21 protein-coding genes are annotated in these 23,022 nt (G+C 66.5%); 5 read left to right on the top strand and 16 right to left on the bottom strand.

The annotated features are described in order from the left end of the window. Window positions 1-142: 142 nt before the first annotated feature. The 4 genes from VGK32_03690 to VGK32_03675 all read left to right on the top strand — a co-directional run bounded on the left by VGK32_03690 (window position 143) and on the right by VGK32_03675 (window position 5,333). The gene (locus VGK32_03690; GenBank protein HEY3380842.1) at window positions 143-1,438 is read left to right on the top strand and encodes an argininosuccinate synthase; all 1,296 of its coding nucleotides are present in this window, start codon (window positions 143-145) and stop codon (window positions 1,436-1,438) included. Next, a complete protein-coding gene (gene argH, locus VGK32_03685; GenBank protein ID HEY3380841.1) occupies window positions 1,435-2,853 on the top strand; it encodes an argininosuccinate lyase in 1,419 nt (472 codons plus the stop codon). Before VGK32_03690 ends, argH begins: the two co-directional genes overlap by 4 nt. 403 nt (window positions 2,854-3,256) lie before the next feature. Further along, the gene (locus tag VGK32_03680) at window positions 3,257-4,510 is read left to right on the top strand and encodes an MFS transporter (GenBank protein ID HEY3380840.1); all 1,254 of its coding nucleotides are present in this window, start codon (window positions 3,257-3,259) and stop codon (window positions 4,508-4,510) included. Window positions 4,511-4,538: 28 nt separating this feature from the next. Beyond that, window positions 4,539-5,333 (top strand): NIPSNAP family protein, encoded by a 795-nt coding sequence (locus VGK32_03675; protein ID HEY3380839.1) that lies wholly within the window; start codon window positions 4,539-4,541, stop codon window positions 5,331-5,333. A 10-nt stretch (window positions 5,334-5,343) separates the two neighbouring features. Here VGK32_03675 and hycI read toward each other — a convergent pair whose 3' ends face one another. From hycI to VGK32_03600, 15 genes are all read right to left on the bottom strand, one after another. Then, window positions 5,344-5,838, bottom strand: a complete 495-nt coding sequence (hycI, locus tag VGK32_03670) for a hydrogenase maturation peptidase HycI (protein ID HEY3380838.1) — start codon at window positions 5,836-5,838, stop codon at window positions 5,344-5,346. A 14-nt stretch (window positions 5,839-5,852) separates the two neighbouring features. Beyond that, window positions 5,853-6,299 carry a 4Fe-4S dicluster domain-containing protein gene (locus VGK32_03665; protein HEY3380837.1) on the bottom strand — a complete coding sequence of 149 codons (447 nt, stop codon included), beginning with the start codon at window positions 6,297-6,299 and terminating at the stop codon, window positions 5,853-5,855. 43 nt (window positions 6,300-6,342) lie between these two features. Beyond that, window positions 6,343-7,260, bottom strand: a complete 918-nt coding sequence (locus VGK32_03660) for a complex I subunit 1 family protein (protein HEY3380836.1) — start codon at window positions 7,258-7,260, stop codon at window positions 6,343-6,345. Continuing rightward, on the bottom strand, window positions 7,257-8,441 hold the full coding sequence (locus VGK32_03655) for a nickel-dependent hydrogenase large subunit (GenBank protein ID HEY3380835.1): 1,185 nt from the start codon (window positions 8,439-8,441) through the stop codon (window positions 7,257-7,259). Before VGK32_03655 ends, VGK32_03660 begins: the two co-directional genes overlap by 4 nt. A gap of 117 nt (window positions 8,442-8,558) precedes the next feature. Then, window positions 8,559-9,074 carry an NADH-quinone oxidoreductase subunit C gene (locus VGK32_03650; GenBank protein HEY3380834.1) on the bottom strand — a complete coding sequence of 172 codons (516 nt, stop codon included), beginning with the start codon at window positions 9,072-9,074 and terminating at the stop codon, window positions 8,559-8,561. Window positions 9,075-9,084: 10 nt separating this feature from the next. Further along, complete coding sequence (locus VGK32_03645; GenBank protein ID HEY3380833.1) at window positions 9,085-9,573, bottom strand: NADH-quinone oxidoreductase subunit B family protein; 489 nt, start codon at window positions 9,571-9,573, stop codon at window positions 9,085-9,087. Window positions 9,574-9,583: 10 nt separating this feature from the next. Continuing rightward, window positions 9,584-9,895 carry a hypothetical protein gene (locus VGK32_03640; protein HEY3380832.1) on the bottom strand — a complete coding sequence of 104 codons (312 nt, stop codon included), beginning with the start codon at window positions 9,893-9,895 and terminating at the stop codon, window positions 9,584-9,586. Window positions 9,896-9,928: 33 nt separating this feature from the next. Beyond that, on the bottom strand, window positions 9,929-11,455 hold the full coding sequence (locus VGK32_03635; protein ID HEY3380831.1) for a proton-conducting transporter membrane subunit: 1,527 nt from the start codon (window positions 11,453-11,455) through the stop codon (window positions 9,929-9,931). A 4-nt stretch (window positions 11,456-11,459) separates the two neighbouring features. Beyond that, window positions 11,460-13,214 (bottom strand): NADH-quinone oxidoreductase subunit L, encoded by a 1,755-nt coding sequence (locus tag VGK32_03630; protein ID HEY3380830.1) that lies wholly within the window; start codon window positions 13,212-13,214, stop codon window positions 11,460-11,462. Window positions 13,215-13,218: 4 nt separating this feature from the next. Beyond that, window positions 13,219-13,530 carry an NADH-quinone oxidoreductase subunit K gene (locus VGK32_03625; protein ID HEY3380829.1) on the bottom strand — a complete coding sequence of 104 codons (312 nt, stop codon included), beginning with the start codon at window positions 13,528-13,530 and terminating at the stop codon, window positions 13,219-13,221. Next, a complete protein-coding gene (locus VGK32_03620) occupies window positions 13,530-14,018 on the bottom strand; it encodes a hydrogenase subunit MbhD domain-containing protein (protein HEY3380828.1) in 489 nt (162 codons plus the stop codon). The genes VGK32_03625 and VGK32_03620 overlap by 1 nt, the downstream gene beginning before the upstream one ends. A gap of 470 nt (window positions 14,019-14,488) precedes the next feature. Further along, window positions 14,489-15,445: a DUF6599 family protein gene (locus tag VGK32_03615; GenBank protein HEY3380827.1), complete on the bottom strand. Its 957-nt coding sequence runs from the start codon at window positions 15,443-15,445 to the stop codon at window positions 14,489-14,491. 2 nt (window positions 15,446-15,447) lie between these two features. Next, a complete protein-coding gene (locus VGK32_03610; protein HEY3380826.1) occupies window positions 15,448-16,656 on the bottom strand; it encodes a DUF362 domain-containing protein in 1,209 nt (402 codons plus the stop codon). Window positions 16,657-16,743: 87 nt separating this feature from the next. Next, on the bottom strand, window positions 16,744-18,552 hold the full coding sequence (locus tag VGK32_03605) for a 4Fe-4S binding protein (protein ID HEY3380825.1): 1,809 nt from the start codon (window positions 18,550-18,552) through the stop codon (window positions 16,744-16,746). A 9-nt stretch (window positions 18,553-18,561) separates the two neighbouring features. Then, complete coding sequence (locus VGK32_03600) at window positions 18,562-19,545, bottom strand: DUF362 domain-containing protein (GenBank protein HEY3380824.1); 984 nt, start codon at window positions 19,543-19,545, stop codon at window positions 18,562-18,564. Between the two features lie 108 nt (window positions 19,546-19,653). Here VGK32_03600 and VGK32_03595 point away from each other — a divergent pair, with 108 nt between their 5' ends. Further along, window positions 19,654-21,627: a CocE/NonD family hydrolase gene (locus tag VGK32_03595; protein HEY3380823.1), complete on the top strand. Its 1,974-nt coding sequence runs from the start codon at window positions 19,654-19,656 to the stop codon at window positions 21,625-21,627. Window positions 21,628-21,631: 4 nt separating this feature from the next. On the opposite strand, the gene VGK32_03590 is transcribed toward VGK32_03595, so the two are convergent. Continuing rightward, on the bottom strand, window positions 21,632-22,864 hold the full coding sequence (locus VGK32_03590) for a response regulator (GenBank protein ID HEY3380822.1): 1,233 nt from the start codon (window positions 22,862-22,864) through the stop codon (window positions 21,632-21,634). Between the last annotated feature and the right edge of the window lie 158 nt (window positions 22,865-23,022).

Raw genomic sequence — 23,022 nt, 5'->3', positions numbered from 1 at the left:
CTTCTTCCCGTGAGACGCCTGATTCGATTTTCTCCTTGCCGTGCGACGCGTGGGAATGTATAAGTATGAGTGACAGTGCATATTCATTCTCTGTGCGCCTGACGTGCAGAGGCGCGGCGGCAACGTGTGGGAGGCGAGCGAGATGGATCGAATCGTGTTGGCGTATTCGGGCGGGCTGGATACCTCGGTGGCGATTCCCTGGCTGGCCGAGACCTACGGCGCCGAGATCATCGCGGTGACGGTGGACCTCGGGCAGGGAGAGAACCTGGAGGCCACGCGCGAACGCGCGCTCGCAACGGGCGCCGTCAACGCGTACGTCATCGACGCACAGGTCGCTTTCGCGCAGGAGTACATCCTGCCGGCGCTGCAGGCAGGCGCCCTCTACGAGGATCGCTATCCGCTCGCGACGGCGCTGGGCCGTCCTCTCATCGCGAAGACGTTGGTGGAGATTGCCCACATCGAGATGGCCGGCGCGATTGCCCATGGGTGCACCGGCAAGGGCAACGACCAGGTCCGCATGGATGTCTCGGCGCGCGCCCTCGACCCGAAGATCAAGGTGATTGCGCCGGCCCGTGTGTGGGGAATGACCCGGGCCGACGAGATTGACTACGCGAAGCAGCGTGGCGTTCCCGTTCCGGTCACCAAGGAGAGTCCGTACAGCACCGACGAGAACCTCTGGGGACGGTCGATCGAGTGCGGCATTCTCGAGGACCCATGGGTGGAGGCCCCCGAGGATGCGTTCTCCCAGACGCGGTCGGGGAGCGGATGCCCGGACGTTCCTGCCCACCTCGAGCTGACGTTCGAGAGCGGGATCCCGATTGCGGTCAACGGCGTCAGCATGCCGCTCACCGAGTTGATCCATAGCGTGGCCACGATTGCCGGCGTGCACGGGGTGGGTCGCATCGACATGGTGGAGAACCGCCTGGTCGGCATCAAGTCACGCGAGGTGTACGAAGCCCCGGCCGCCGTCGCGCTGCACGCGGCCCACCACGAACTCGAGTCCCTGGTGACGCCGAAAGACCTGATCCGCTTGAAGCGCGAGCTGAGCACCCGGTACGCCGATCTGGTCTACAACGGCCTCTGGTTCACCCCGACGCGCCAGGCCATCGACGCGTTCGTGGCGACGATTCAGCCGAAGGTCACCGGCGAGGTGCGCCTGCGCCTCTTCAAGGGCGAGTGTCGTGTCGTCGGACGCCGTTCGCCCTACGCGCTCTACGATCACTCGCTCGCCACGTACGACAAAGGCGACACCTTCGACCACACCGCCGCCGAGGGGTTCATCAAGCTGTGGGGGCTGCCGGTCGAGACTGTGGCCCGGCAGTCTGCGAAGATAGCCGCGCACGCGGCACGAGCCGGACAGCCGGCCGGCGCGCCTGTGCGGACAACGGTCGGTGGACACGCGCGGCCGGCGGTCGTGGCCGACTGGGTGGGGCTGTGACAACGTTGTGGTCCGGCCGCTTCGACTGCGAGCCGAACCCCGATGTGTTCGAATTCGGCCGCTCGTTCCCGTTCGATTGCCGGCTGTTCGAAGATGACGTGACGGGAAGCCTCGCCTGGGTGGAGGCGATTGCGGCAGCCGGCGCGATCACGGCCGCGGATGCGGCGGTGATCGCGGCCGGGCTGGCCGCCATCCTGGAAGACGCCCGCCGCGATCCGAGCTCCGTCAGTGGCCCGGACGAGGACGTGCATGCCTTTGTCGAGCGCAAGCTGGTCGAGCGGATTGGCGTCACCGGCAAGCGCCTGCACACCGGGAGGTCTCGCAACGAGCAGGTCTCGCTCGATCTCCGGCTCTACCTCAGGCGTCGGATTGCCGCGCTGCAGCAGCGACTCGTCGGCCTCGTCGCGGCTCTCACCACCCGGGCCGAACGCGCCGGCACGACGCCGATGCCGGCGTACACGCACCTTCGCCGCGCGCAGCCCGTGCTGGTGGCCCACTTCCTGCTGGGCCACGTGGCGGCACTGCGCCGCGATCACACACACCTCGAGTTCGCGGCGCAGGCCGCCGATTGCCTTCCACTCGGCTCGGGCGCCGTCGCCGGCACCAGCTACCCCCTGAACGTCGAGGCTCTGGCACAACGGCTCGGCTTCTCTCGGGTGGCCGCCAACAGCATCGATGCCTCGTCGGACCGGGACTTCGTCGCGGTCTTCCTGCACGCCTGCGCCCTCACGATGGTGCACCTCAGCCGCCTCGCCGAGGATCTCGTCATCTTCACGGGTGAGGAGTTCGGCTACTTCGTTCTGTCCGACGAGGTGGCCACCGGCAGCAGCCTGATGCCGCAGAAGAAGAACCCCGACCCTCTCGAGGTGGTCCGCGGCAAGTCGGGTCGCGTCATCGGACGCCTCACCGGGTGGCTGACGACGATGAAGGGCCTGCCAAGCGGGTACAACAAGGATCTCCAGGAAGACAAGGAAGCGGTCTTCGACGCGGAGGCCACCCTCGAGGGGGCGCTCTCCGCAACCACTACGGTCGTCGAGGGGCTGGCGGTCGACGGCGCACGCTCGCGGAGCGCGGCGTCAGGGCTGCTGCTGGCAACTGATGTGGCGGAGTACCTCGTGGCGCGCGGCATGCCGTTCCGTGAGGCCCACGAGACGGTCGGGGCGATGGTGCGTCAGTTGTCCGGTGAGGGCAGGGACTTCATGGCGCTGAGCGTCGAGGAGTGGCAACGGTTCAGTCCGCTGTTCGGGCTCGATGTGATCCAGGCGATCACGCCGGAGGCTGCGGTGACCGCGAGGCTGACGCCGCAGTCCACGAACCCTGCTTCGGTCGCGGCAGCCCTTGCCGACGTGCGGCGCTGGGCCGACGGCCGCGGCGGACGGACGGCCGCCGCAGCGGCGCCTGCGGGACGGACGTGAAAGGGCGTCGGGGCCATCTCATTTGTGCTTGGGCGCGTATGCAGCATGATGTATACTCATGCAGACGCGCGGGAGGCAGGGCGATGAGCGACAGACCGTCAGCCACCAACGGAAAACGGAATCAGGCGTGGGGTAGTCTGGACTCCTGCCCGGCGTGCGGGCAGTGCCTGTGCTTCGGCTGCCACCCGCAGGGCCCGTGCCTCGACGAGAAGGATGCGACACGTTTCGGGCCGGCCTTCGCCGCCCACGTGGTCGGGCGGACGCTCGTCCGCGCGTCATTTGCCACGGCGCAACGCCGATCCGCCCAGGGCCGCTGAATCCAGTCCACCACGGTGCGCGGAACGTCCGGCCTCCGGAGCGATCGCCGCGCCGGAGTGCGCGGATTTCCGGTATGATGCGCCGCATGACCCAACCTCCCGAGGCCCTGTCTGCCGCGACTCCCAGTCGATTCCCGGTTCGCATCTGGCTCATTTCGCTGGCCGGCTGGATGTTCGACTTCTACGATCTGGTGCTGTTCTCGTTCCTCCTCGTCCCAATCGGCAAGGACCTGGCGCTCTCGGGTACGGAAGAAGCAACGCTGCTTGGCATTGCGCTGGGCGGCTCGGGCATCGGCGGTATCCTGTTCGGCTACCTGTCAGACCTCCGCGGTCGCCGCTATGTGATGACGTGGACGATTCTCGTGTACTCGATCGGCACGGCCCTCACCGCGTTTGCCACTGGATTCTGGACGGTCCTGCTGTTTCGCCTGATCACGGGCCTCGGTGTGGGCGGGCAGTGGGCGGTTGGTCATGCGCTGCTTGCCGAGAGCTCGCCGCCAGCGATGCGGGGGCGGGCGTCGGCGCTGCTGCAGGCCGGCGAACCAATCGGCGTGGGCCTCGCCGCGATCGTCGGGTTCCTGGTTGCGCCGCTGATCGGCTGGCGCGCCGTGTTCCTCGCGTCCTCGGCCACGGCGCTCGTGGCCTTCCTTGTCCGACGGCACCTCCCGGAGTCGCAACTGTGGGTGGCGCAGAAGGACGATCGTCTCTCCCCGATCGAAGCCCTCCGGCTCATCGTCCGACGTCGTCTGGTGGGGACGACACTGAAGGGGTTCGTCCTTGGCGTGCTCAAGTTGGGCACCTACTGGACGTGCTATACGTGGCTGCCCAAGTTCCTGCAGACGGAGTTCCACCAGCCGATCGCCCGATCGGCGACGTGGATGCTCACGGCGCAGCTTGGCCAACTCCTCGGGATGCTGGCGTTCGGCTACCTCGCCGACCGATTCGGCAGGCGACTGCTGTTCACACTCTATTCGTTGCTGACGGCGGCTGCGCTCTACCCGCTGGCGTTCCACTGGCAGCAACTGCTGCCGCATCCGTTCCTGTTCTGGGGCGCGTTCCTGGCGCTGGGTCTCGGTTCCGGCTGTACTGCCGGGTTCGGCGCGCTGCTCGCCGAGCTGTTCCCAACCGACATCCGGAACTTCGCGATGGGGACCACCTACAACACCGCACGGGGCGTCCAGTTCTTCGCGCCGTTTCTCGTGAGCTTCTTCGTGGCGACGCACGGCCTGGCGGGCGGCCTCGGCGTGCCACTGTTCCTTGCCCTGGGAACCGCGACGTGGGTCTGGACGCTTCCCGAAACGCGTCATCGTGACCTGGCGGCAATCACCACGGAAGGATGAACGCGGGTGGGGTTTTCAGGAGGAGATCATGCAACGACGGGAATTCCTCAAGACGTCCTCTCTCACCGGGGCCGCTGCCCTGTCAGGCTGGTCCGGCTTGGAGAGCGTCGTCCCGGAGACGCCGCGGGAGCTCTACGAACTTCGCATCTACGAGATGCCGACAGGCAGTCGCAAGGCGGTTCTCAACGATTACCTGTCGAAGGCCGCGATACCGGCGTGGAACCGGATCGGCATCAAGCCGGTGGGCGTGTTCGGGGTGTTGTCCGGGGCGAATGCACTGTTGCTCTACGTGCTGATTCCCCATCCCGACCTGGAGGCATACCAGGCGGCGCCCGCCAGGCTATTGGGAGACGCCGAATACCGGAAGGCGGCGGCCGGCTATCTGGGCGCGTCGATCGACAACCCTGCCTACACCCGGTACGAGAGCTGGCTGCTCCGCGCTTTCAGGAACGTGCCCCGACTCCGCGTTCCGGCCGAGACGTCGGCCGCCAAGCCGCGCATCTTCGAGTTGCGCATCTACGAGAGCCACAGCGAGACGGCGGCGCTGAAGAAGATCGAGATGTTCAACGAGGGCGGCGAAATCGCCATCTTCGACCGGGTCGGCCTGCGACCGGTGTTCTTCGGGCAGATGCTGGCCGGCCCGCGGCAGCCAAACCTGGTCTACCTGACCGTCCACGCAGACATGCCGGCCCGCGAGAAGACCTGGGAGGCTTTCAGGAGCGACTCCGGGTGGAAGCAGCTCAGCGCGGACCCGTCCTTTGCGAATGTCGTATCCGCGACGACGGTCGTGTTCTTGCGCCCGACCGACTACTCGCAGATCTGACGTGGACTCGTCACTCGGCGATGCCCTGAGTGCGATCGGCGAACCAGCCGCTGAGGGCGTCCGCCAGGTCGCGAACGGCGGAAGCCACGGTGGGTGAGAGCGGGGTGCCCATTTCGAGGCCTTCGGGCTGGATGCCGACGAGGGCGACCCGGCAGCCGAGTTCAGATGACAGATAGTTGGCGAGCACCGATGGCGGCAGCGTGTGCGTCGAGGCGCTCATGCCATCGGCCTCCCGCCAGTCAATCCACGCGACCGTTCCCGGAGGTTCTCCCTGGTCGGCAGCGTCGATCTCGATGACGAGGTCGGGGCGAAACCGGCGGATCGGGCCGGTGAAGTTCTCGGGGGCGGTCCCGCCGTCGATCAGCAGCACGCCCGGCGTTGCCGGCATCCGCGCAGCCAGTTCCCGCACGACCGAGACCCCTGCGCCATCATCGCCATTCATGTCGTTGCCGACGCCGAGGATGGCGACGCGCGCGGGGCGGGGAGTTGGGAGAGCGAGGGACATGCCGGTCCGAACGCTCACGCCGGAGAGGGGAGCGGGGTCGGCGGCTTCGCCGGCGTCGTCGGGGCGCAGGACACCTGGTTCAGCAGCGCCTGGATGTCCTCTTCGCGGCCGAGTGATACCTCGAACGCCTCCTTGCTGAGGGCCGCCAGTTCCCAGTTCTCGTGCGACATGCCGAGCGCGTCGAAGTTGCAGCTCACCACGCACTGCGCGCAGTAGGTGCAGCGGTCGGTGTGGAAGCGCATCACGAAGCGCTTGTTGACCTTGTCCACCACCATCAACTCGATCCCGAGCGCCGGGCAGTCGCGCACGCAGATCTTGCAGCCCGTGCACTTCGAGGGATCGAACATCAGGTGGCCCCGCAGGCGTTCGGGAGTCGGTTTCCGTTCGAACGGGTACCGCTCCGTGATCGGGCGCTTGAACAGCGACCGCGAGATGTCACCAAGCATTGCGCCGATTCTCATATCCGCTCCTCGCAAGCCACGAGACTTGCGCTACGAACAGGTCCTATCGGATGAACACGAGCACGAGCAATTGCGCGAGTGCGAGCAGCACGCCGACGCGCCACCAGAGGCCGACCGTCTGGTCGATCCTCAAGCGGCAGAACAGCGACTGCAGACCGGCGGTGACGAGCAGCAGCACGCCCGTCTTCACGATGAACTCGATCGGATTGGCGATCCCGCCAAGGTAGAACGCCGCGAGTAATGTCAGACCGACGAACAACTCGACATCGCGGCCGAGACGGAAGAGGCCCCACCCGCGGCCGCTGTACTCCGTCATCGGGCCGGCGACGATCTCGGTTTCGGCCTCGGGAGAATCGAACGGCGGCAGTTCCAGTTTGCCCATCAGGCCAATGATCGCCACGATGAAGCCCACCGGCTGCGTGAGGACGAACCACCAGTGCTTGGCCGCGTAGGTGTTGACCTCGCTGATCTGCCAGGTATTGGCGACGATCGCCGGGCCGAGCAGCGCGAGCAGGAACGGCGCCTCGTACGAGAACAGCTGCGTCAGCGCGCGCGTGGCGCCGACGAGCGAGAAGCGGTCGATGGTATTGGCGCCGGCCAGCCCCATGCACAACGTCATCAGGCTCAGCAGGTAGAGCGTGACGATCAGGTCTCCCGTGAAGCTGTACGATGGTGCCAACCCCGCCATCGGTACGTAGAGCCCGGCAGTGAGCGTGCCGATGAGCGCCACGACCGGCAGTCCGTGAAACAGCACGCGATTCGAGCCGTCCGGGACGATCTCCTCCTTCGCGAGGAGCTTGACGATGTCGGCGACGGGCTGGAACCAGCGTGGGCCGATTCGGTTCTGGAACCGGGCGACCAGCTTGCGGTCGGCCCATTCGTACACCGTACTCACCGACAGCAGGAACAGGCCGCCGGGCAGAATCAACAGCGCGACGAGTGGTGGCAGGTTGTTGGTCATCGGTAGTACTCGATTCCGTATTGGCGCAGCCGGGCCCACGTCCACGTTTCCGCGTCCGCGCGACGATGGATGGTGACGAGGCGGTCGTTGCAGGAGAAGCACGGGTCGATACCGGCAATGAGCATCGGGACGTCGGCCAGCTTGTGGCCGGGCGCGGTCACGAGCACCGTGCCCCAGTTGCACAGGCTCGGGGTCCGTACCTTCACACGGTCCGGATTCGGCCCGCCCGAGCTCTTCAGGTAGTAGAACAGTTCACCGCGGGGCGCTTCGACGCGGCTGATCGTCTCGCCCGCCGGCACGCGCGGCTTCACCTTCACGGTGAGGTCGCCGGGAGGCAGCTTGTCGAGGATCTCGCGGATGACGCGGTAGCTCTCGAAGAGCTCCTGGAGGCGGCAGACGAACTTGGCCTCGAGGTCGCCGGCCGTGGCGGTAATCGTCTTGACCGGGAAATCCGGGTAGGCGGCGTAGGGCGCGTCGACGCGGATGTCGCGCGGCACGCCGGAGGCGCGCGCCGTCGGGCCCACGGCCCCGAGGGCATCGGCCTGTTCCTGGTTCAGCCTCCCGACGCCGCGGGTGCGGCCGATCAGCGTCTCGTCGGTCGTCACGACCTTCAGGTAGTGGTGCGTGCGCGGCTCGAGGAAGTCGATGGCCTTCCTGATCGCGTCCGCCTGCGTCTCGTCCACGTCGAACTTCACGCCGCCCAGGACGTTGCAGGAGTAGTTGACGCGATTGCCGGTCAGGCCCTCGAGGACGTCCATGATGAGCTCGCGGTCGCGCCACGAGTACATGAACAGCGTGTCGAACCCCCCCTCGTGCGCCGCGACGCCAAGCCACAGGAAGTGGCTGTGGACGCGCTCCAGTTCGGCGACCAGGACACGGATGGCCTGCGCCCGAGGAGGCGCCTGGACGCCGGCCAACGCCTCGACGCCGAGCGCGTAGGCGGTGGCGTGCACGTGCGAGCAGATCCCGCAGATCCGCTCCAGCATGTACATGCCCTGCGCCCAGTTGCCCTTCTCGACGCCCTTCTCGATGCCGCGGTGCACGTAGCCGAGCCGGGCCGAGGCAGCGGTCACGATCTCGCCGTCCACCGTGATCTCGAAGTGCCCGGGTTCCTTCAGGGCCGGATGCTGCGGCCCGATCGGCACCACGAATTTCTTGCGGAGTTCCTGCTGCGTGTCCATCGTATCCTCCGGGCGAGGCGCAAGCCTGGCCCCACGTTCTCCGATCTTCGTTTGCCGCCCTTCGTTCAGGCCGGTGTCTTCCCGCGGCCTGTTGGTTCCCCGCGCGGGCTGTCCGTGCTACTTGCCGGCCAGCTCGGCCCCGGTGAACGACTTCCGCAGCGGGTACAGCCCCGCCGGCCAATCGTCGGGCAGCAACAGCTTGTCGGGCACCGGCGTGCCCTCGACGATGAACCCGAGCATCTCCTGCAACTCGCGCTCGTAGAGCGTGGCCGACGGAATGATCGGGCAGATGCTCGGGATGCGGGTGTCGTGATACGGCACGCGCACGCGGATGGTCGCGACGGCCGCGCCGCTCGCAAAGTGGTACAGCGCCTCGAGCTCGTCCTCGAGCGGTCCGGCCTCGGGCGCGGGCTCCGCCGGCTTGATTCCCGGCTTCGGCTTCGGCCAGGGAAGGTCGAGGCCCGTGATGGCCGACAGGTAGCCCCAGTGCGCGTCAACCAGGATCTTGACGGCGCGCAGGAGGTCCTCCCGTTTCACCGGGATATCCAGGCGGTGGCCTTCGATCTTCGGCGCTCCCACCGTGACGGGCTGCAACAGGGTCTGTGCCGTGGTCAATGTCTGTGCGGTGTCCATTCCAGTCTCCTCACGCCACGGCTTCAGCGCTGGCGGCGGCCGGCGCAGGTTGCTTCAGGCTGTTCAGCAGCGCGACGACGCCATAGATGATGGCTTCGGGACGCGGCGGACATCCCGGGACGAAGGCACTGACGGGAATGACATCCGCGAGGCTGCCGACGATGTTGTAGCAGCCCTGGAAGGCCCCGCCGGAGATGCCGCACGACCCGACGGCCACGACGAATTTCGGGTCGGGCATCTGCTCGTAGACCCGCACCAGGCGGTCCTTCGCCTGGCGTGTGACTGGACCGGTGCAGATGAGAACGTCCGCGTGCCGCGGGCTGCCCTGGAGCTTGATGCCGAACCGCTCGATGTCGTAACGCGGCGTGAGCGTGGCGAGGATCTCGATGTCGCACCCGTTGCACGAGCCGCTGTTGAAGTGAATGGCCCACGGCGAATTCACGCGCGCCCAGGTCCGCAGGGGATTCATGATGGCCTGGAGCAGCGACTGGTTTGCCATACCTACGCTCCTATCCGAGAATGAGCGCCACGAGGGCGATGAAGAGCCCGATGAGGTAGATGCCCGCCGGCGCCGGCAGACTGCCGACGCCGAGCACCAGCATCGCCAGGTGCACGACGGCGAAGAACAGCGCGATCAGGAAGAACGGCTGGTAGCCCGGGGCCGCCTCGAACGTGGGCGATGCCTCGCCACTGCCATAGACACTCGACTTCATGGCGCTGGTGTTCGCGGGGCCGGCCAACAGGCGGCCGACCCCGACGATCACGAGCACCAGCGGGATATACGCGAGAAACGCAACCGGAGGCGACAAGAGCCAATTCATAGATACCTCGCAAGAAGGCTCCGGGCCCGGAGCCTAGAACTGTGCTAGCGCCGGACCGCCGCTGAAGATGGACACGAAATGCACGGCCGCCGGGTGCGTGATGAAGTCCATGAGGCCCGGCCAGAATCCCAGTACGATCACCGCCAGCGTCAGCACCACCAGCGGCGCGGCCATCAGGAAGCTCACGTTATGGCCGGCTGCAACCGTTGGCGACGGTTCGTGCCGGTACATCCGGTTGACGAGCGGTGCATAGTACGCCAGCGACAGCACGCTGTTGAGCGCCGCGAAGATGACCAGTGCCTCCACGCCCGCGTTCCGCGTCTCGAAACCCGCGACGAAGATCTGCCACTTCGACATGAAACCTGAGAGCGGCGGCAGGCCGCCGAGGGCGAGCACCGCCACGCTGAGCGCGAGGGCCGTGATCGGGTAGCGGTTCGCGGCACCGTTCAAATCGTCGAGTGTCAGCGAATCATGGCTGCCCCGCGCCACGTGCAGCGAATAGAGCAGCGCGCCGGCCGCCATGAAGGCCAGGCCCTTCATCAGCGCGTGATTGAAGAGGTGGAAGAACCCGCCGGCCGCGCCGTTCGCAATCCCGTAACCGACCGCCACGCCGAATCCGATGAGCATGTAGCCCATGTGGCTGACGCTCGAGTAGGCGAACATCCGCTTGACCTGCGTCTGCCGCAGCGCCATCAGGTTGCCGACAACCATGTTCAACGCGCCGAACGCCAGGATGAACGCGCCCCAGGTGCTGCTCACGGGCGCCAGGCACCCGAGCGCGCGGAGCATGGCGATGAGGCCCGCTTCGATCACGACGCCCGACAGCATCGCGCTGATGCCGCTCGGGGCCTGTGAGTGGGCGTCCGGCAGCCAGGTGTGCAGTGGCACCATCGCCGTCTTCACGCCGAAGCCGATGAGGAACAGCGCGCCGGCCGCCAGCATCTGTGGCGTCGAGTGCGTCGAGGCCGCCAGGACCTGCTGCAGGTTGAGCGTGCCCGTCTGAGCGAACACGAACGCGATGCCGATCAGCACCAGCGCCGAGCCGACCGCCGACTGCACGAGATACTTGACGCCGGCCTCGAGCGCCCCGCGCTGTTGGCGATAGAACGCCACCAGAAGGAACGACGTGACCGTCATCACCTCGAACCAGACCCACAGGTTGAAGAGGTCGTTCGCGCAGCCGAGACCGACCATCGCGCCGGCCATCGCCACGAGCAGCGCGTAGTACTTCTCCTCGCCCTCTTCGCCCGCCATGTAGGGGATCGAGAAGATTGACACGAGAAAGGTGAGCACGGTGACGGTTCCCGCCAGCAGCAGGCCGACACCGTCCATCCGAAGGCTGATCGTCCCGACGCCCATGTCGACCGGACCGCCGGAGAGCACCGCTTCACCGAGATACCAGAGCGGGATGCCCGCGGCGGCCAGCGTCAGCGCCGACAGCCAGCGCGCGGGGGCGGCCGTCGCGCCCAGGCGCACGTTGATTCGACCCGCCAGGTAGATGATCGGCGAGGCCACCAGGGGCAGGACGAGTAACCAGGTCAACGCCAAAGTCGGATTCATGGTCTTAGGCTCCTCCGAGTGCCAGGATGGCCAGGACGACGACCAGCCCGACAAGGATCGCCATCACGTTCCAGTTCAGGATGCCGTTCTGCGTGCCGCGCAGGGATTCGGCCGCGCCTTCCGTTGCCGCAATGACGCCCCGGTTGATGGCCTCGAACCCGAAGCTGTTCCTCGCCATCGTCCCGATGCCGCCGAGCGCCGTCGCCACGCCGCTCAGCCGCTCGTGTTGCCACCAGGCGATCAACCCCAGCGCGACGACGGCCAGGGCCACCATCGTGAGCGGCGCGGTGGCGACCTGCGTCAGGACCGCGGCGGTCGATTCGACCGGCCGCTCGCCCGTGACCGCCTTGCCCAGGAACGCCCCGAACTCGCCGGCGATGAGCCAGGTCGTGAGCGTGCCGAGCGCGAGCGGCACGAGCGCTACCTTCATCGCGGGACCGGCGTCGTGCACGTGGGCCTTTCCACGCGGCTCGCCGTAGAACACCATCGTGATGAACCGGAGCGTGTAGAGCGCGGTGAGACCGGCACCGAACACCATGATCAGCCAGGCCCAATATGGCCCGCCCTCGTGCCCGGCCTCGAGCACCAGTTCCTTGCTCCAGAAGCCGTTCAGGATCGGGATGCCGGCGAGCGCCAGGCCGCCGACGATCATCACGATTCTGACGAGTGGCATCTGCCTGCCGAGGCCCCCCATCTCGCGCATGTCGCGCGTGCCGGCGGCGTGGATGATCGCGCCGGCCGAGAGGAAGAGCAACGCCTTGAAGACCGCGTGGCTGAGCAGGTGGAACTGGCTCGCAAACAGGCCGCCGGCACCGATCGCGTAAACCATGTAGCCGAGCTGGCTGACGGTCGAATACGCGAGCACCCGCTTCAGGTCATTGGAGACGACCGCCATCAGCGCGGCCATCAGCGCCGTGACGGCGCCGACGGTCAGCACCGCGAGCTTCCAGTGCGGCACCGCTTCGAAGGCCGGGTAGAAGCGCGCCAGCAGATACACGCCCGCGTTCACCATCGTCGCGGCGTGGATCAGCGCGCTGATCGGCGTCGGGGCTTCCATCGCATCCGGCAGCCAGGTCTGGAACGGGAACTGCGCCGACTTCGCCGCCGCCGCCACGAGGAATCCGAAGGCCATCAGGGCGAGGACGTTGGCCGGGATCTTGCCCGCGTTCGCCAGGAACGTCGGCACGTCGTAGCTTCCCTGATAGACGAAGAGGAACAAGGCGCCGGCCAGCAGACCGATGCCGCCAACCTGCGTGATGATGAGCGCCTTGATGCCCGCAGCCACGGCCTTCGGGTCGTCGTTGTAGAACGAGATGAGCGCGTAGGAACAGAGCGCGGTGATCTCCCAGAAGACGAACACGACCAGCAGATTGCTCGAGAGCACCAGGCCCACCATCGAGCCGATGAAGAAGAGCACGTAGGCGTAATAGCGGGCGAGCTGCTTCTCGCCCTTCATGTAGTCGACCGAGAAGATGACCGCCAGGCTGCCGATGACGGCCGCGACGACGGCGAGGAAGACGGCCAGACCGTCGGGGAGAAACGTCACCTGGCCGAACGCCGCGCCGAGCGGGAAGTCCAGCACGTTCGACTCGGTCCGCAACGGGATCATCGCGACGGCGGCCACCGCGCCGGCGAGCGCGAAGGCCACGGCCAGCGCGTGCTGAACCCACGCCTCGCGGTCGCGGAGCAGCCAGATGACCACGGCGCCGAGCCACGGCACGGCAATCGAGAGAATGGCGAGTGTTGAAATCGTCGGCATGGGCCTACCTCCGCAGCGTCGACAGCGCCTGGAGATCCAGGGTGCCGAACTGCCGCCGCACCTGCACCGCAAAGGCCAGGGCAACGACGGAGACGATCGTGTCGGCCACGATCACGGTCAACGCGAGCGTCTGGCCGGTCTGAATCTGGCCGGAGAGCTTGCCCGCGAGTACGAGCGCGAGCATCGCCCCCTTGACCAGGACCTGCATGCCCACGACCACTTTGATCAGGTTGCGCGTGACCAGCAGCCCGAGCAGCCCGATACCGAGCAGCCCGAGCACCGCCACGGCGGAGAGCAGGGGAAGCGAGAGCGACATTAGTGGTTCTCCTTCCGGGCGTGCGAGCGCCCCTCCGAGAGGAGGCCGAGCACGGCCAGAACGCCGCCGATGATGAGCACGATCTGAAGCAGCACGTCCAGGCGCCGTTGCTCCCAGAGCACGGTGGCAAACCGATCGGGCTGCACGAGGCCGGCCTCCGCCCGCAGATTCGGGATCGCCATCCAGGCCCCGAGGGCCACGGCGCCAAGCGCCGCGATCCACGCGAGGGGCGCCGGGACGAGGGACCGTAGCGTGACGGGTGGCTCCTCCCCGGCAATGTTGATGGCGAACACGAACAGCACGGTGACGAGACCGGCGCCGACGCTGAGTTCGATGACCGCCACCTCGGGTGCCCCAAGGCGATACATCATGAGAGCCGTGAGCGCCGAGGCGCCCGCCAGCCAGAGCGCGGCAATCAGCAGACGTGTGCCCCGCACTGCCTGGAACGCACACGCCAGGATTGCCGCCACGATCAGCAGGTCGTACATGGACAAATCCCTTGATGGAGAATGAGGTAGGAAATGCTGTGCCTTCCCGAGGGGGACCCAGTTTGTCGCGCCGCCAGGATGGCGGTGCCGTTACCAAACTCGGATCGGCAGCAGACGACAGGACGAGAGACTGTCCCCGACGAGAGCCACGAGAGCGACGATGAATGAAGACGTCAACGGACGAGTATGAGCCTGGTGGCCTTCGACACGGTCTGCGGCCGCGTCCGATCCGATATATTCTGACGGATCAGCGAGAAGCAGACAAGGGGCTTTTGTGAATCTGTTCACAAAGTGTCGCCGAGTTTTCGGCGCGGGATTTCACAGCACGAGTGCGGTTTTGTCTACTATTTGCGCTGTTGAAATCCACGGCGGCTGTGTCACCCGCAAGACCCGCTCTCGGAACGACTTGGCGCCAAGCGTCCCGGTGCCCGTCGCGCCAGGCCACTCCGGGAGTGAGTCGGGTCGCCAACCTACTGCGGTTGACGGGTCAGGTGCAGCCGAATCTCGATCTGCCGCCCGGTCAGAGTCAGGCTGCCGAACTTGTTCTCGTAGTCCTTGAACACCAGTCGCGACGGCGTCGAATTGACGGATTTCAGGTACTTGTCGAGGTTCTGTTGCACGTTGGCGAGCGCCTTCCTGGCGGCCGCGGCGTCCGGATAGGCGACCGCCACGAGCGTGTATGCGCCGCCCGCGTCCCTGTAGTTGCCCGCGACGGCGGTCAGCTTCCCGCCGAGTTGCAGAATATCGCCGTCACCGAGGGTGTAGAGCGCCTGCAGTGAAAACGGGCCCCGGATCAGTCGCTGCGACCCCGCGACGAGACCCGCGACCGGCAGGCGCTGCAGCTCGACCGGAGGGCGGTCGGTCGGCAGCTTCGATCCGACGAGCGATCCGAACCGAACGAGCTCCGGCGCCATCGTGTCCGCGCCGGACAGGTTGTTAATCGTGACGTAGTAACGATCCCGCGCGAACATCAACTGGTGACGGTTGATCGTGTGGCGCTCCTTGAACGCCGGATCATGCGTTTCCTTCCCGCACTTCATCAGGTAGATGCCGGTTGCCGCCGCTCCGTCCGCCATCCGGTAGATCTCCACGGCGACGTCGTTCGATCCGTTGCGGTATTTCTGGAGCGTCAGTTGATCGAACCCAAGCTCCAGGAACAGTTCCGCGCCGCCGTCGATGTACCCGTAGAGGTCCGCACGGGTGAACACGCGCTGGTTCTCGATCCTCTTCCAACCGGGGAGACCCGCTTCGGCAGGCATCAGCGCGGCGTCCCCGGAGGTCCTTGCCGCCTGTGCGGTTCCCAGGCTGACAGGATGGCCGTTCCCGGGTGCGGAGCCGACCGGACCGGGTGCGAGCGGGGCGCCGGCCGCCAGTTGCCAGGCGCTTCCAACCGCGACGGCCACGAACGCGAGCAGGAGCCGCCTCATTCCTACACCCTCACAATCTGCATCTTGTCCGCCGCCACCACGCCGAGGCCGAGTTGCTCGGCGTAGCGCAGGTACTCGGTGAGCCGCGGGCTCTCGTTGACCGTCGCGCCCATCTCCTTCCGCTTCGCGTTGATTTCCTGGTGACAGAGCATGTCCAGGGCAAACGGATCGGTCGCGAAGTAGAGCGAGTGGTTCTCGTAGACGAACTGGGCGTTCTTGTCGGGGCCGCCATCGTACTGACCGCGCAGGCCGTCGGTGATGTTCAGGGCGAGTTTGTCCCGCAGCACCGGCGCGGCCAGGACCTCGGTGCTCGCCTTGAAGGCCAGCGGCGCGTGCAGCCGGCCGACGTTACAGAGCGAGGCATAGCCCATGTTCTTCGTCGCCATCGAGATCGACGCGCCGGTGTTCTTGTAGGCGGCGACGTTGATGATCCGGGTGAGCTTCTTGGTCAGCAACTTCCCGAAGTACGAGTACTCGCCGTTGAAGACGTGCTGGTTCAGATAGAACTCGTCATCCTTGTAGCCCTTTACGCCCTTGCCGACGATGCCCTTGGCGAAGTAGTAGACGTCCTTGTCGAAGTTGTTGATCGACACGTGGTTCCCATCCGGTCCCCGCCACTTGTTCCCCTCCTCGTCCATCGTCTGCAGGCCCTCGAGCGCGATGCCCGGGAAGCGGTCTGGTGTGTAGCCCGCGTCCTTGAGCATGTAGTCGAAGCGGTCCCAGATGACGATCTGGCCCTTGGGGAGACCGTTGTCCACCAGCCACTTGATGACCGCGTCCACGACCTCCGGATGCGTGTGGATGAGCGGAGGCCCGACCGGGTTCACCTTGATGCCGACGACGTCCTTGGGGTCGATGAGGAGCTTGAACGACTCCTTCATGTTCTTGCCGGTGAGTGTCGTGATCCCCTTCTCGACCATCTCGCCGATGGCCTTGCCGTCGAACTTCTCCGCCACGAGCGACCGCTTGTCGGTGACCTTCACGACCTTGCCGGGGAACGGGCCCGGCAGCGAACGCGCGGTCTTCGGCACCTTCAGGAAGTCGGCGATGTTGGTCTCGACCGGTGCTTGCGGCGGAGCGGTCTGGCCGAAGCCCGGGCCGGCGAGAACGAGGCCGCCGGCGGCCGCGGCCGACGCGGCACCAATTGATTTCACGAAGTCCCGACGGCTGAACCCTGGCGCCACTTCCATCGAGCGGTATTTCTTTTTCACAAGACTGCCTTTCAGCTGCGGATGAATTCCCGGTTCCTGCTCCCAATCCCCCAAGCCATCTCCCGGCCTCTGGCCGCCCCTTGCCGCCTAACGTTTCGGTGCCGCGGGCAGAATGAACTGGTTCGTCTTCGATCGCGTCTCGCCGACGCTCGTCACGTAGACGGCCGGCCGGTCCTTCACCGGGCAGGCGTACTCGCAGGCGCCGCATCCGATGCAGCGCTTGGGATCGACGTACGGCCGGCGCACCGACTTCGAGTTCGACTCGGCGTCGGTGATGTCGGTCGTCACCAGGTAGATCGCCTTGGGCGATGTCGGGCACCACTCCTCGCAGACAATGCAGTCGGTGGCCATCGCCCAGGGGAGGCAGCGGCCCTGGTCGTAGAAGGCGGTGCCAATCTTGATGGGGTTGGCCGTCTGCACAGGCGGGGCGCCTGTGCCACTCGGCCCGGCTGCGAGTGGTCTGGCTGCGGGTGGTCCGGCTGCGAGTGGTCTGGCTGCGAGTGGTCTGGCTGCGAGTGGCCCGGCTGCGAGTGGCGCGGGCGTCTCGCCCGCGGTCTGCATGCCGCTTGGCTTGCCGAGTTTCTGCGCGACGGTGATTTCCCAGATGGCGCCGGTCGGACAGGCCTGACCGCACAGCACACAGCTCGGCTCGCAGTAGCCGACGCGTGGTACGAGCACGGGCGACCAGATCGCCTCGAGGCCGCCCTCCATGAACGTCGGGTGGAGCGCGTTGTTCGGGCAGACCTTCATGCATTCGCCGCAGCGGATGCACCGCTCGAGGAAGTGCGGTTCGTCGAGGGCGCCCGGTGGACGGATGAGACGTGAGTCGGCTTCGACCTTCAGGCCGGTCGTTGACCGGAGCAGCGGTACCAGCGCGGCGCCCGCCACCGCGCCGGTGATCAGCTTTCGCCGCTGTGCCTGCGGAACCTCGACGGTCGTTGACAGCGACACGGGAGATCCGATGGCGAAGGCGATGCCGCCCGTCGGGCAGTCCCCCACGCAGTTGAAGCAGAGGTGGCACTCGGCCTTCTTCCACTTCGGCCCGGGGATCGGATCATCGCCGCCCTGGCAGTGTACCAGGCACCGGTTACAGGTGTCGCACCGCGCCTGGTCCTTCACGAGGTGCACGAACGACCAGCGCGAAGCGAGGCCCAGCAACGCACCCAGCGGGCAGATCGCACGGCACCAGAACCGGGTAATACGGAGATTGAGCGCGAGCAGGCCGACGAACATGACGCCGAGGATGAAGGCCTGGCGGAAGTGCGGCTGCCTGAAGGTGACGAGCGTGCCCTGGAGCAGGAACTGGACGATGTCGGCGCCGACACGGACCCAGCGAACCGGGCTTTGATACCACACGTCCAGCAGGCTGCCGAACGCGTAGTGGACGCCCGGGAGGAGCGCCAGGCCCAGCGAACGAACGGTGAGAGGAATGGGATCGACGATGCCCGCGACGGCCGTTCCACACGCTGCGGCCACCAGCACGACGACGAGGATGTAGTACTTCGTCGCCTGCCAGGGCTTGTAGCGGTTCGACTCGATGAGCGACTTGCCGCGCTTCTTCTCCGAGCGCAGGCTGCCGAAGAAGTGGTTGAGCGTGCCGAGCGGACAGATCCAACCGCAGAAGAACCGGCCGAGAAAGAACGTGGGAACCAGCACGACGAGGCTCCACCACAGACCGCGATACAGCGTGCGCGTCGACAGCGCTGTGGTGAGGGCGGAGAGCGGGTCGGCCTCGAGGAACAGGGAGACCGGCCATGGGAGGCGGACGTCGCCGACTGCACCCCGGAACGAACCAGTGAACTCCGACTTGAACAGGAGGAAGAGAAACGCCGCAACGAACGCGACCTGTGAGACGCGTCGGAGTCGCGCGAGAGTCGGTTGGGAGAGGACAGCCATAGGAGTGGCTCACACCGTCACGATCTTCGTCCGCACCTCTTCGAAGTTCGCCTTCCCCAGGCCCCGGGCCTGCGCAATTCGCAGGAAGGGCAGTCGCTGGTGGTCGAGATCCCACCAGGCCTTGGCCGCGTAGGAATCGAGGGCGACCGGGTCGGTGCCCGCGAGCAACGTCTTCTTGAACTCCACGTCCGCCAGGCTGCCGCCCGTCGGTCCGCCGCGCATCAGCACGCGATAGGCATCGACGATGGTCAGCGTCGGGCGTACGAAGGCCGTCAGGTCCACGAGGCTCTCGTTGATCCGCTGGTGCAGCCGGCTCCGCTGTCCGCCGATGATGCCGTAGAGGTTCTTCATGCCGACCGTGCAGCCGGTCAGGCTGTGGTGTTTGGCAATCGGCACGTTGATGATCTTGTCCGCCGAGAGGAACGGTTCGAGCACGGGCCAAGTCGTGAGGACGTCGCCGCCCAGGTTCACTTCCCGGAACCGCCGCTCGTCGGGCAAGATCACGTCCGCACCGGCATCCTTCGCCGCCGCCGCGATGCCGCTGTGCTCGAAGCACATCCGTGCGTCATTGCAGCTGACGTCGGTCACGACGATCCGCTTCGCGCCCGCCTCCTGGCACACGCGCACGATTTCCGCGACGAGCACCGGATTCGTATTGGCGGCCTGCTCGGGCCCCCGGTCCCACCCGATGTTCGGCTTCACGACGACGACGTCGCCTCTGGCAATGAAGCGGCGGATGCCGCCGAGTTCGTCGAGCGCCCGGCGGAGGAGCGCCTGCGGCGATTCGCCTTGTGCGACGACCATCTCCGGCAGGCCGGGGTCGGTGGGCACCCCGGTGCGGCGATCGGCGACGAGGACATCGGATTCCCTCGGCTTGTCGCTTCGGCTGCGCAGCCAGGCGGCGCCGCCCAAGGTCGCCGCGCTCACGCCGCCTACCCGCAGCACGCGCAGCAGGAATTCGCGGCGGCCCGCCGCCGGCGGATCGAACACCATGCTCAAGGCTCCCGGTGACGGAGGGGGATGGAGAACACGGAGACGGGGCAGAGCGCTATGGTAGCATCACGGGACGAATCACCCAAAGACACGTTCCACAGGTGCTCCATGAGATCAACGATTCGTCGCTCCATCTGGCCGGCCGTGCTCGTCGGGCTGGCCGTGCTCGTCGGGCTGGCTGCGCTCGTCGCGCTCGGCGCGACGGGATCCCGTGTGCCGCCCATCGGGCGGGCGCCCACCGGGCAGGTGGCCGCCGATCAGACTCCAGACTACGCGAAGGCCCACTACAAGAAGTTCGAGTACGAGATCCCGATGCGCGACGGCGTGAAGCTGTTCACGGCGGTCTACGTGCCGAGAGACAGCTCTCAGTCGTACCCGATCCTGCTCAACCGCACGCCCTACAGCGTCGCGCCGTACGGCGTGGACAACTATCCGTCGAGCCTCGGGCCGTCGGGGCTCTTCATGCGCGACGGCTACATCTTCGTCTACCAGGACGTGCGGGGCCGGCTGATGTCCCAGGGTGAATTCGTGGACATGCGTCCGTACAAGCCGGTCAAGAGCGGCCCGACCGACTTCGATGAGGCCACCGATACCTGGGACACGATCGACTGGCTCGTCAAGCACGTGCCCAACAACAGCGGCAAGGTGGGGATGTACGGGATCTCGTATCCGGGCTTCTACGCGGCCATCGGGATGATCGACGCGCACCCGGCGCTCAAGGCCGTCTCTCCACAGGCGCCGATCAGCGACTGGTTCATCGGCGACGACTTCCACCACAACGGTGCGCTCTATCTGCCGCACGCCTTCGGGTTCTTCTCCGGGTTCGGTTGGCCGCGCCCCAAGCCGACACGCACGGGCTTCGCGCGCTTCGACTACGGAACCCTCGACGGCTACCAGTTCTACCAGAAGCTCGGTCCGCTCTCGCACGTGAACGAGCGCTACTTCCATGGCCAGGTGCAGTTCTGGAACGACCTGATGGCGCACGAGACGTACGACGCGTTCTGGCAGGCGAGGAACCTCCGCCCCCACCTGAAGAACATCAAGCCGGCTGTCATGACCGTGGGCGGATGGTTCGACGCCGAGGACCTGTTCGGGGCCCTGGCCGTCTACAAGAACACCGAGAAGCAGAGCCCGGGCGCGTACAACACGCTCGTCATGGGGCCCTGGTCTCACGGCGGTTGGGCACGCACGACGGGCGAATCGATCGGCGACGTGCGGTTCGGCGCGAAGACCGCGGAGTTCTTCCGTGCGCAGATCGAGTTCCCGTTCTTTGCCTCCTTCCTGAAGGGCAAGGCGGATCCCAAGCTGCCCGAAGCCTACGTGTTCGAGACTGGCCGCAACCAGTGGCGGACCTTCGACGCGTGGCCGCCGAGAAACACGGTGCGCAGATCGATCTACCTGCAGCGCGACGGTGGGCTGTCGTTCGAGGCGCCCACCGACGCGGCGTCGGCGTACGACGAATATGTGAGCGACCCCGCGCGGCCGGTGCCGTACACCAACGTCACCGCCACGGGCATGACCCGCGAGCACATGGTCGACGACCAGCGGTTCGCTTCGCGCCGCCCCGACGTGCTCGTCTACCAGACAGACGTGTTGAAGGCGAACGTCACCCTCGCCGGCCCGATCGCGCCGACGCTGTACGTGTCAACGAGCGGCACCGACTCCGACTTCGTCGTCAAGCTCATTGATGTGTATCCGGACGACTACCAGGAGGAAGGGCCCGAAGCAGCCGGTGGCGAGCGGGGGGCCGCCACACCCAGCCGGATGGGTGGCTACCAGCAACTGGTGCGCGGCGAGGTCTTCCGCGGGAAGTTCCGCAACAGCTTCGAGAAGCCGGAGCCGTTCGTCCCCGACGCGGTCGCGAAGATCGAGTACGGCATGCCCGACGTCTTCCACACGTTCCGTCGCGGCCATCGCATCATGGTGCAGATCCAGAGCAGTTGGTTCCCACTCGTGAACCTGAATCCCCAGAAGTTCGTCGACATCCCGCAAGCGACGGAGGCGGACTTTCAGAGGGCCAGCGAGCGCGTGTACCGCGGCGGCGGTGCGGCGTCGAAAGTGGATCTGATCGTGCTGCAGTAGTCGCCTACATCCTCGCCCCCAGCCCGCGGCCCAACCCTTCACCCTCCGAGTCGAGGCAGACCGCCTTCCACGCGGGGTACTGCCATCGCACCTCGAGGCGGGTGAGGTACGCCTCGTCCACCGTGGTCCCCCGGCCGACCACATCCCCGGGGTGCATCTCGTGTTCGATGGCATTGGCGGCGTGAACCGCGCCGAGCGGACAGAAGTGGATCGAAGGACAATCGCTCGGGCGGTGGTGCCAGGCAACCGTCTCCACGATCGGATCGGGCAGGCCCCACAGCCCCAGGAGGTAGGCTCCCACCTCCGCATGCGTGGTCTTGAGGACGTCCTTCTCGGCGAGCCAGAGCGGCATCGCCTCGCGTTCGGCCAGCGTCACCGCGGCCTCGTATTCATCGGGCAGCGACGCGGCCAGCACGAGCTTGCCGATGTCGTGCAGCAGCGCGGCGGTGAAGGCCTCGCTCATCACCTGCGCGTTCCCATCCTGCATTCTGGCAATCAGCCGCGCGAAGTTCGTCGTCGCCAGCGAGTGCCGCCAGACCCTGCCGAGCCTGAACCGACGCACCTCGCGTTCGTGCAACTGCTCGAAGATGTGCAGCGACAGGACCAGCGCGCGGACGGTCTCGAGGCCCATCAGTTGCACGGCCTGCGCCGGATCCGAGACGTGCATCCGGAAGCCGAAGAACGGAGAGTTCACCAACTGCAGGATCTTCGCAGCCATGCCCGCATCGCGGGCCACCAGCTCCCCGACCTTGCGCGCGGACGCTTCTTCCTGTCGGATTTCCGCCATGATGGCCAGGTAGATGGACGGCAGGCTGGGCACCGACTTGAGCCGGGCAACGAGGCCCCTCAAATAGGCGTCGGACAGGAGGTCGCCGAGCGCCAGTGTCTGCCCGAGACGCGCGAAGACGGCTTCGGCGTGGAGCGGCATTGAGAGGTGCTGGTGGGCCGAGCCGCCCGCCCGCATCAGCATGCCGCGTCCCGCGCTCTCCGACAGGAGAAAGCGGATCGCATTCGGTTGACGGGACGCGACGTCATCGAGGAACGATCCCCCGTTGGCGCCGCGCCAGTTCACGTCGGCAACGACGACGTCGAAGACGCCGTGGGAGAGCTGGGCGAGCGCGTCTGGCAGCGTGAGGGCGAACTCCACGGTCCACTCGCCGCGGACCGACCGCAGGGCGCGCTGCAATTCCTGCAGGACCGTCTGGTCATCATCGACAAACAGCACGCGTCTGACCACGCAAGACTCTCAGTCCTGAGAGAACGAACACTGGGAACCGGAAAGAGCAGAAAACGGCTGGATTCTCCGGGCTCAATTCGACGACAGCCGGCCGGGCCGCGCCTCTCTCAACGGCCTGCCGGATCGGACATGATCAGGCCGGCGGGCCTGGTACACGA

It is taken from the genome of Vicinamibacterales bacterium, from assembly GCA_036504215.1.
Classification (GTDB): domain Bacteria; phylum Acidobacteriota; class Vicinamibacteria; order Vicinamibacterales; family Fen-181; genus FEN-299.
This window is presented reverse-complemented; position numbering and strand designations above follow the sequence as displayed.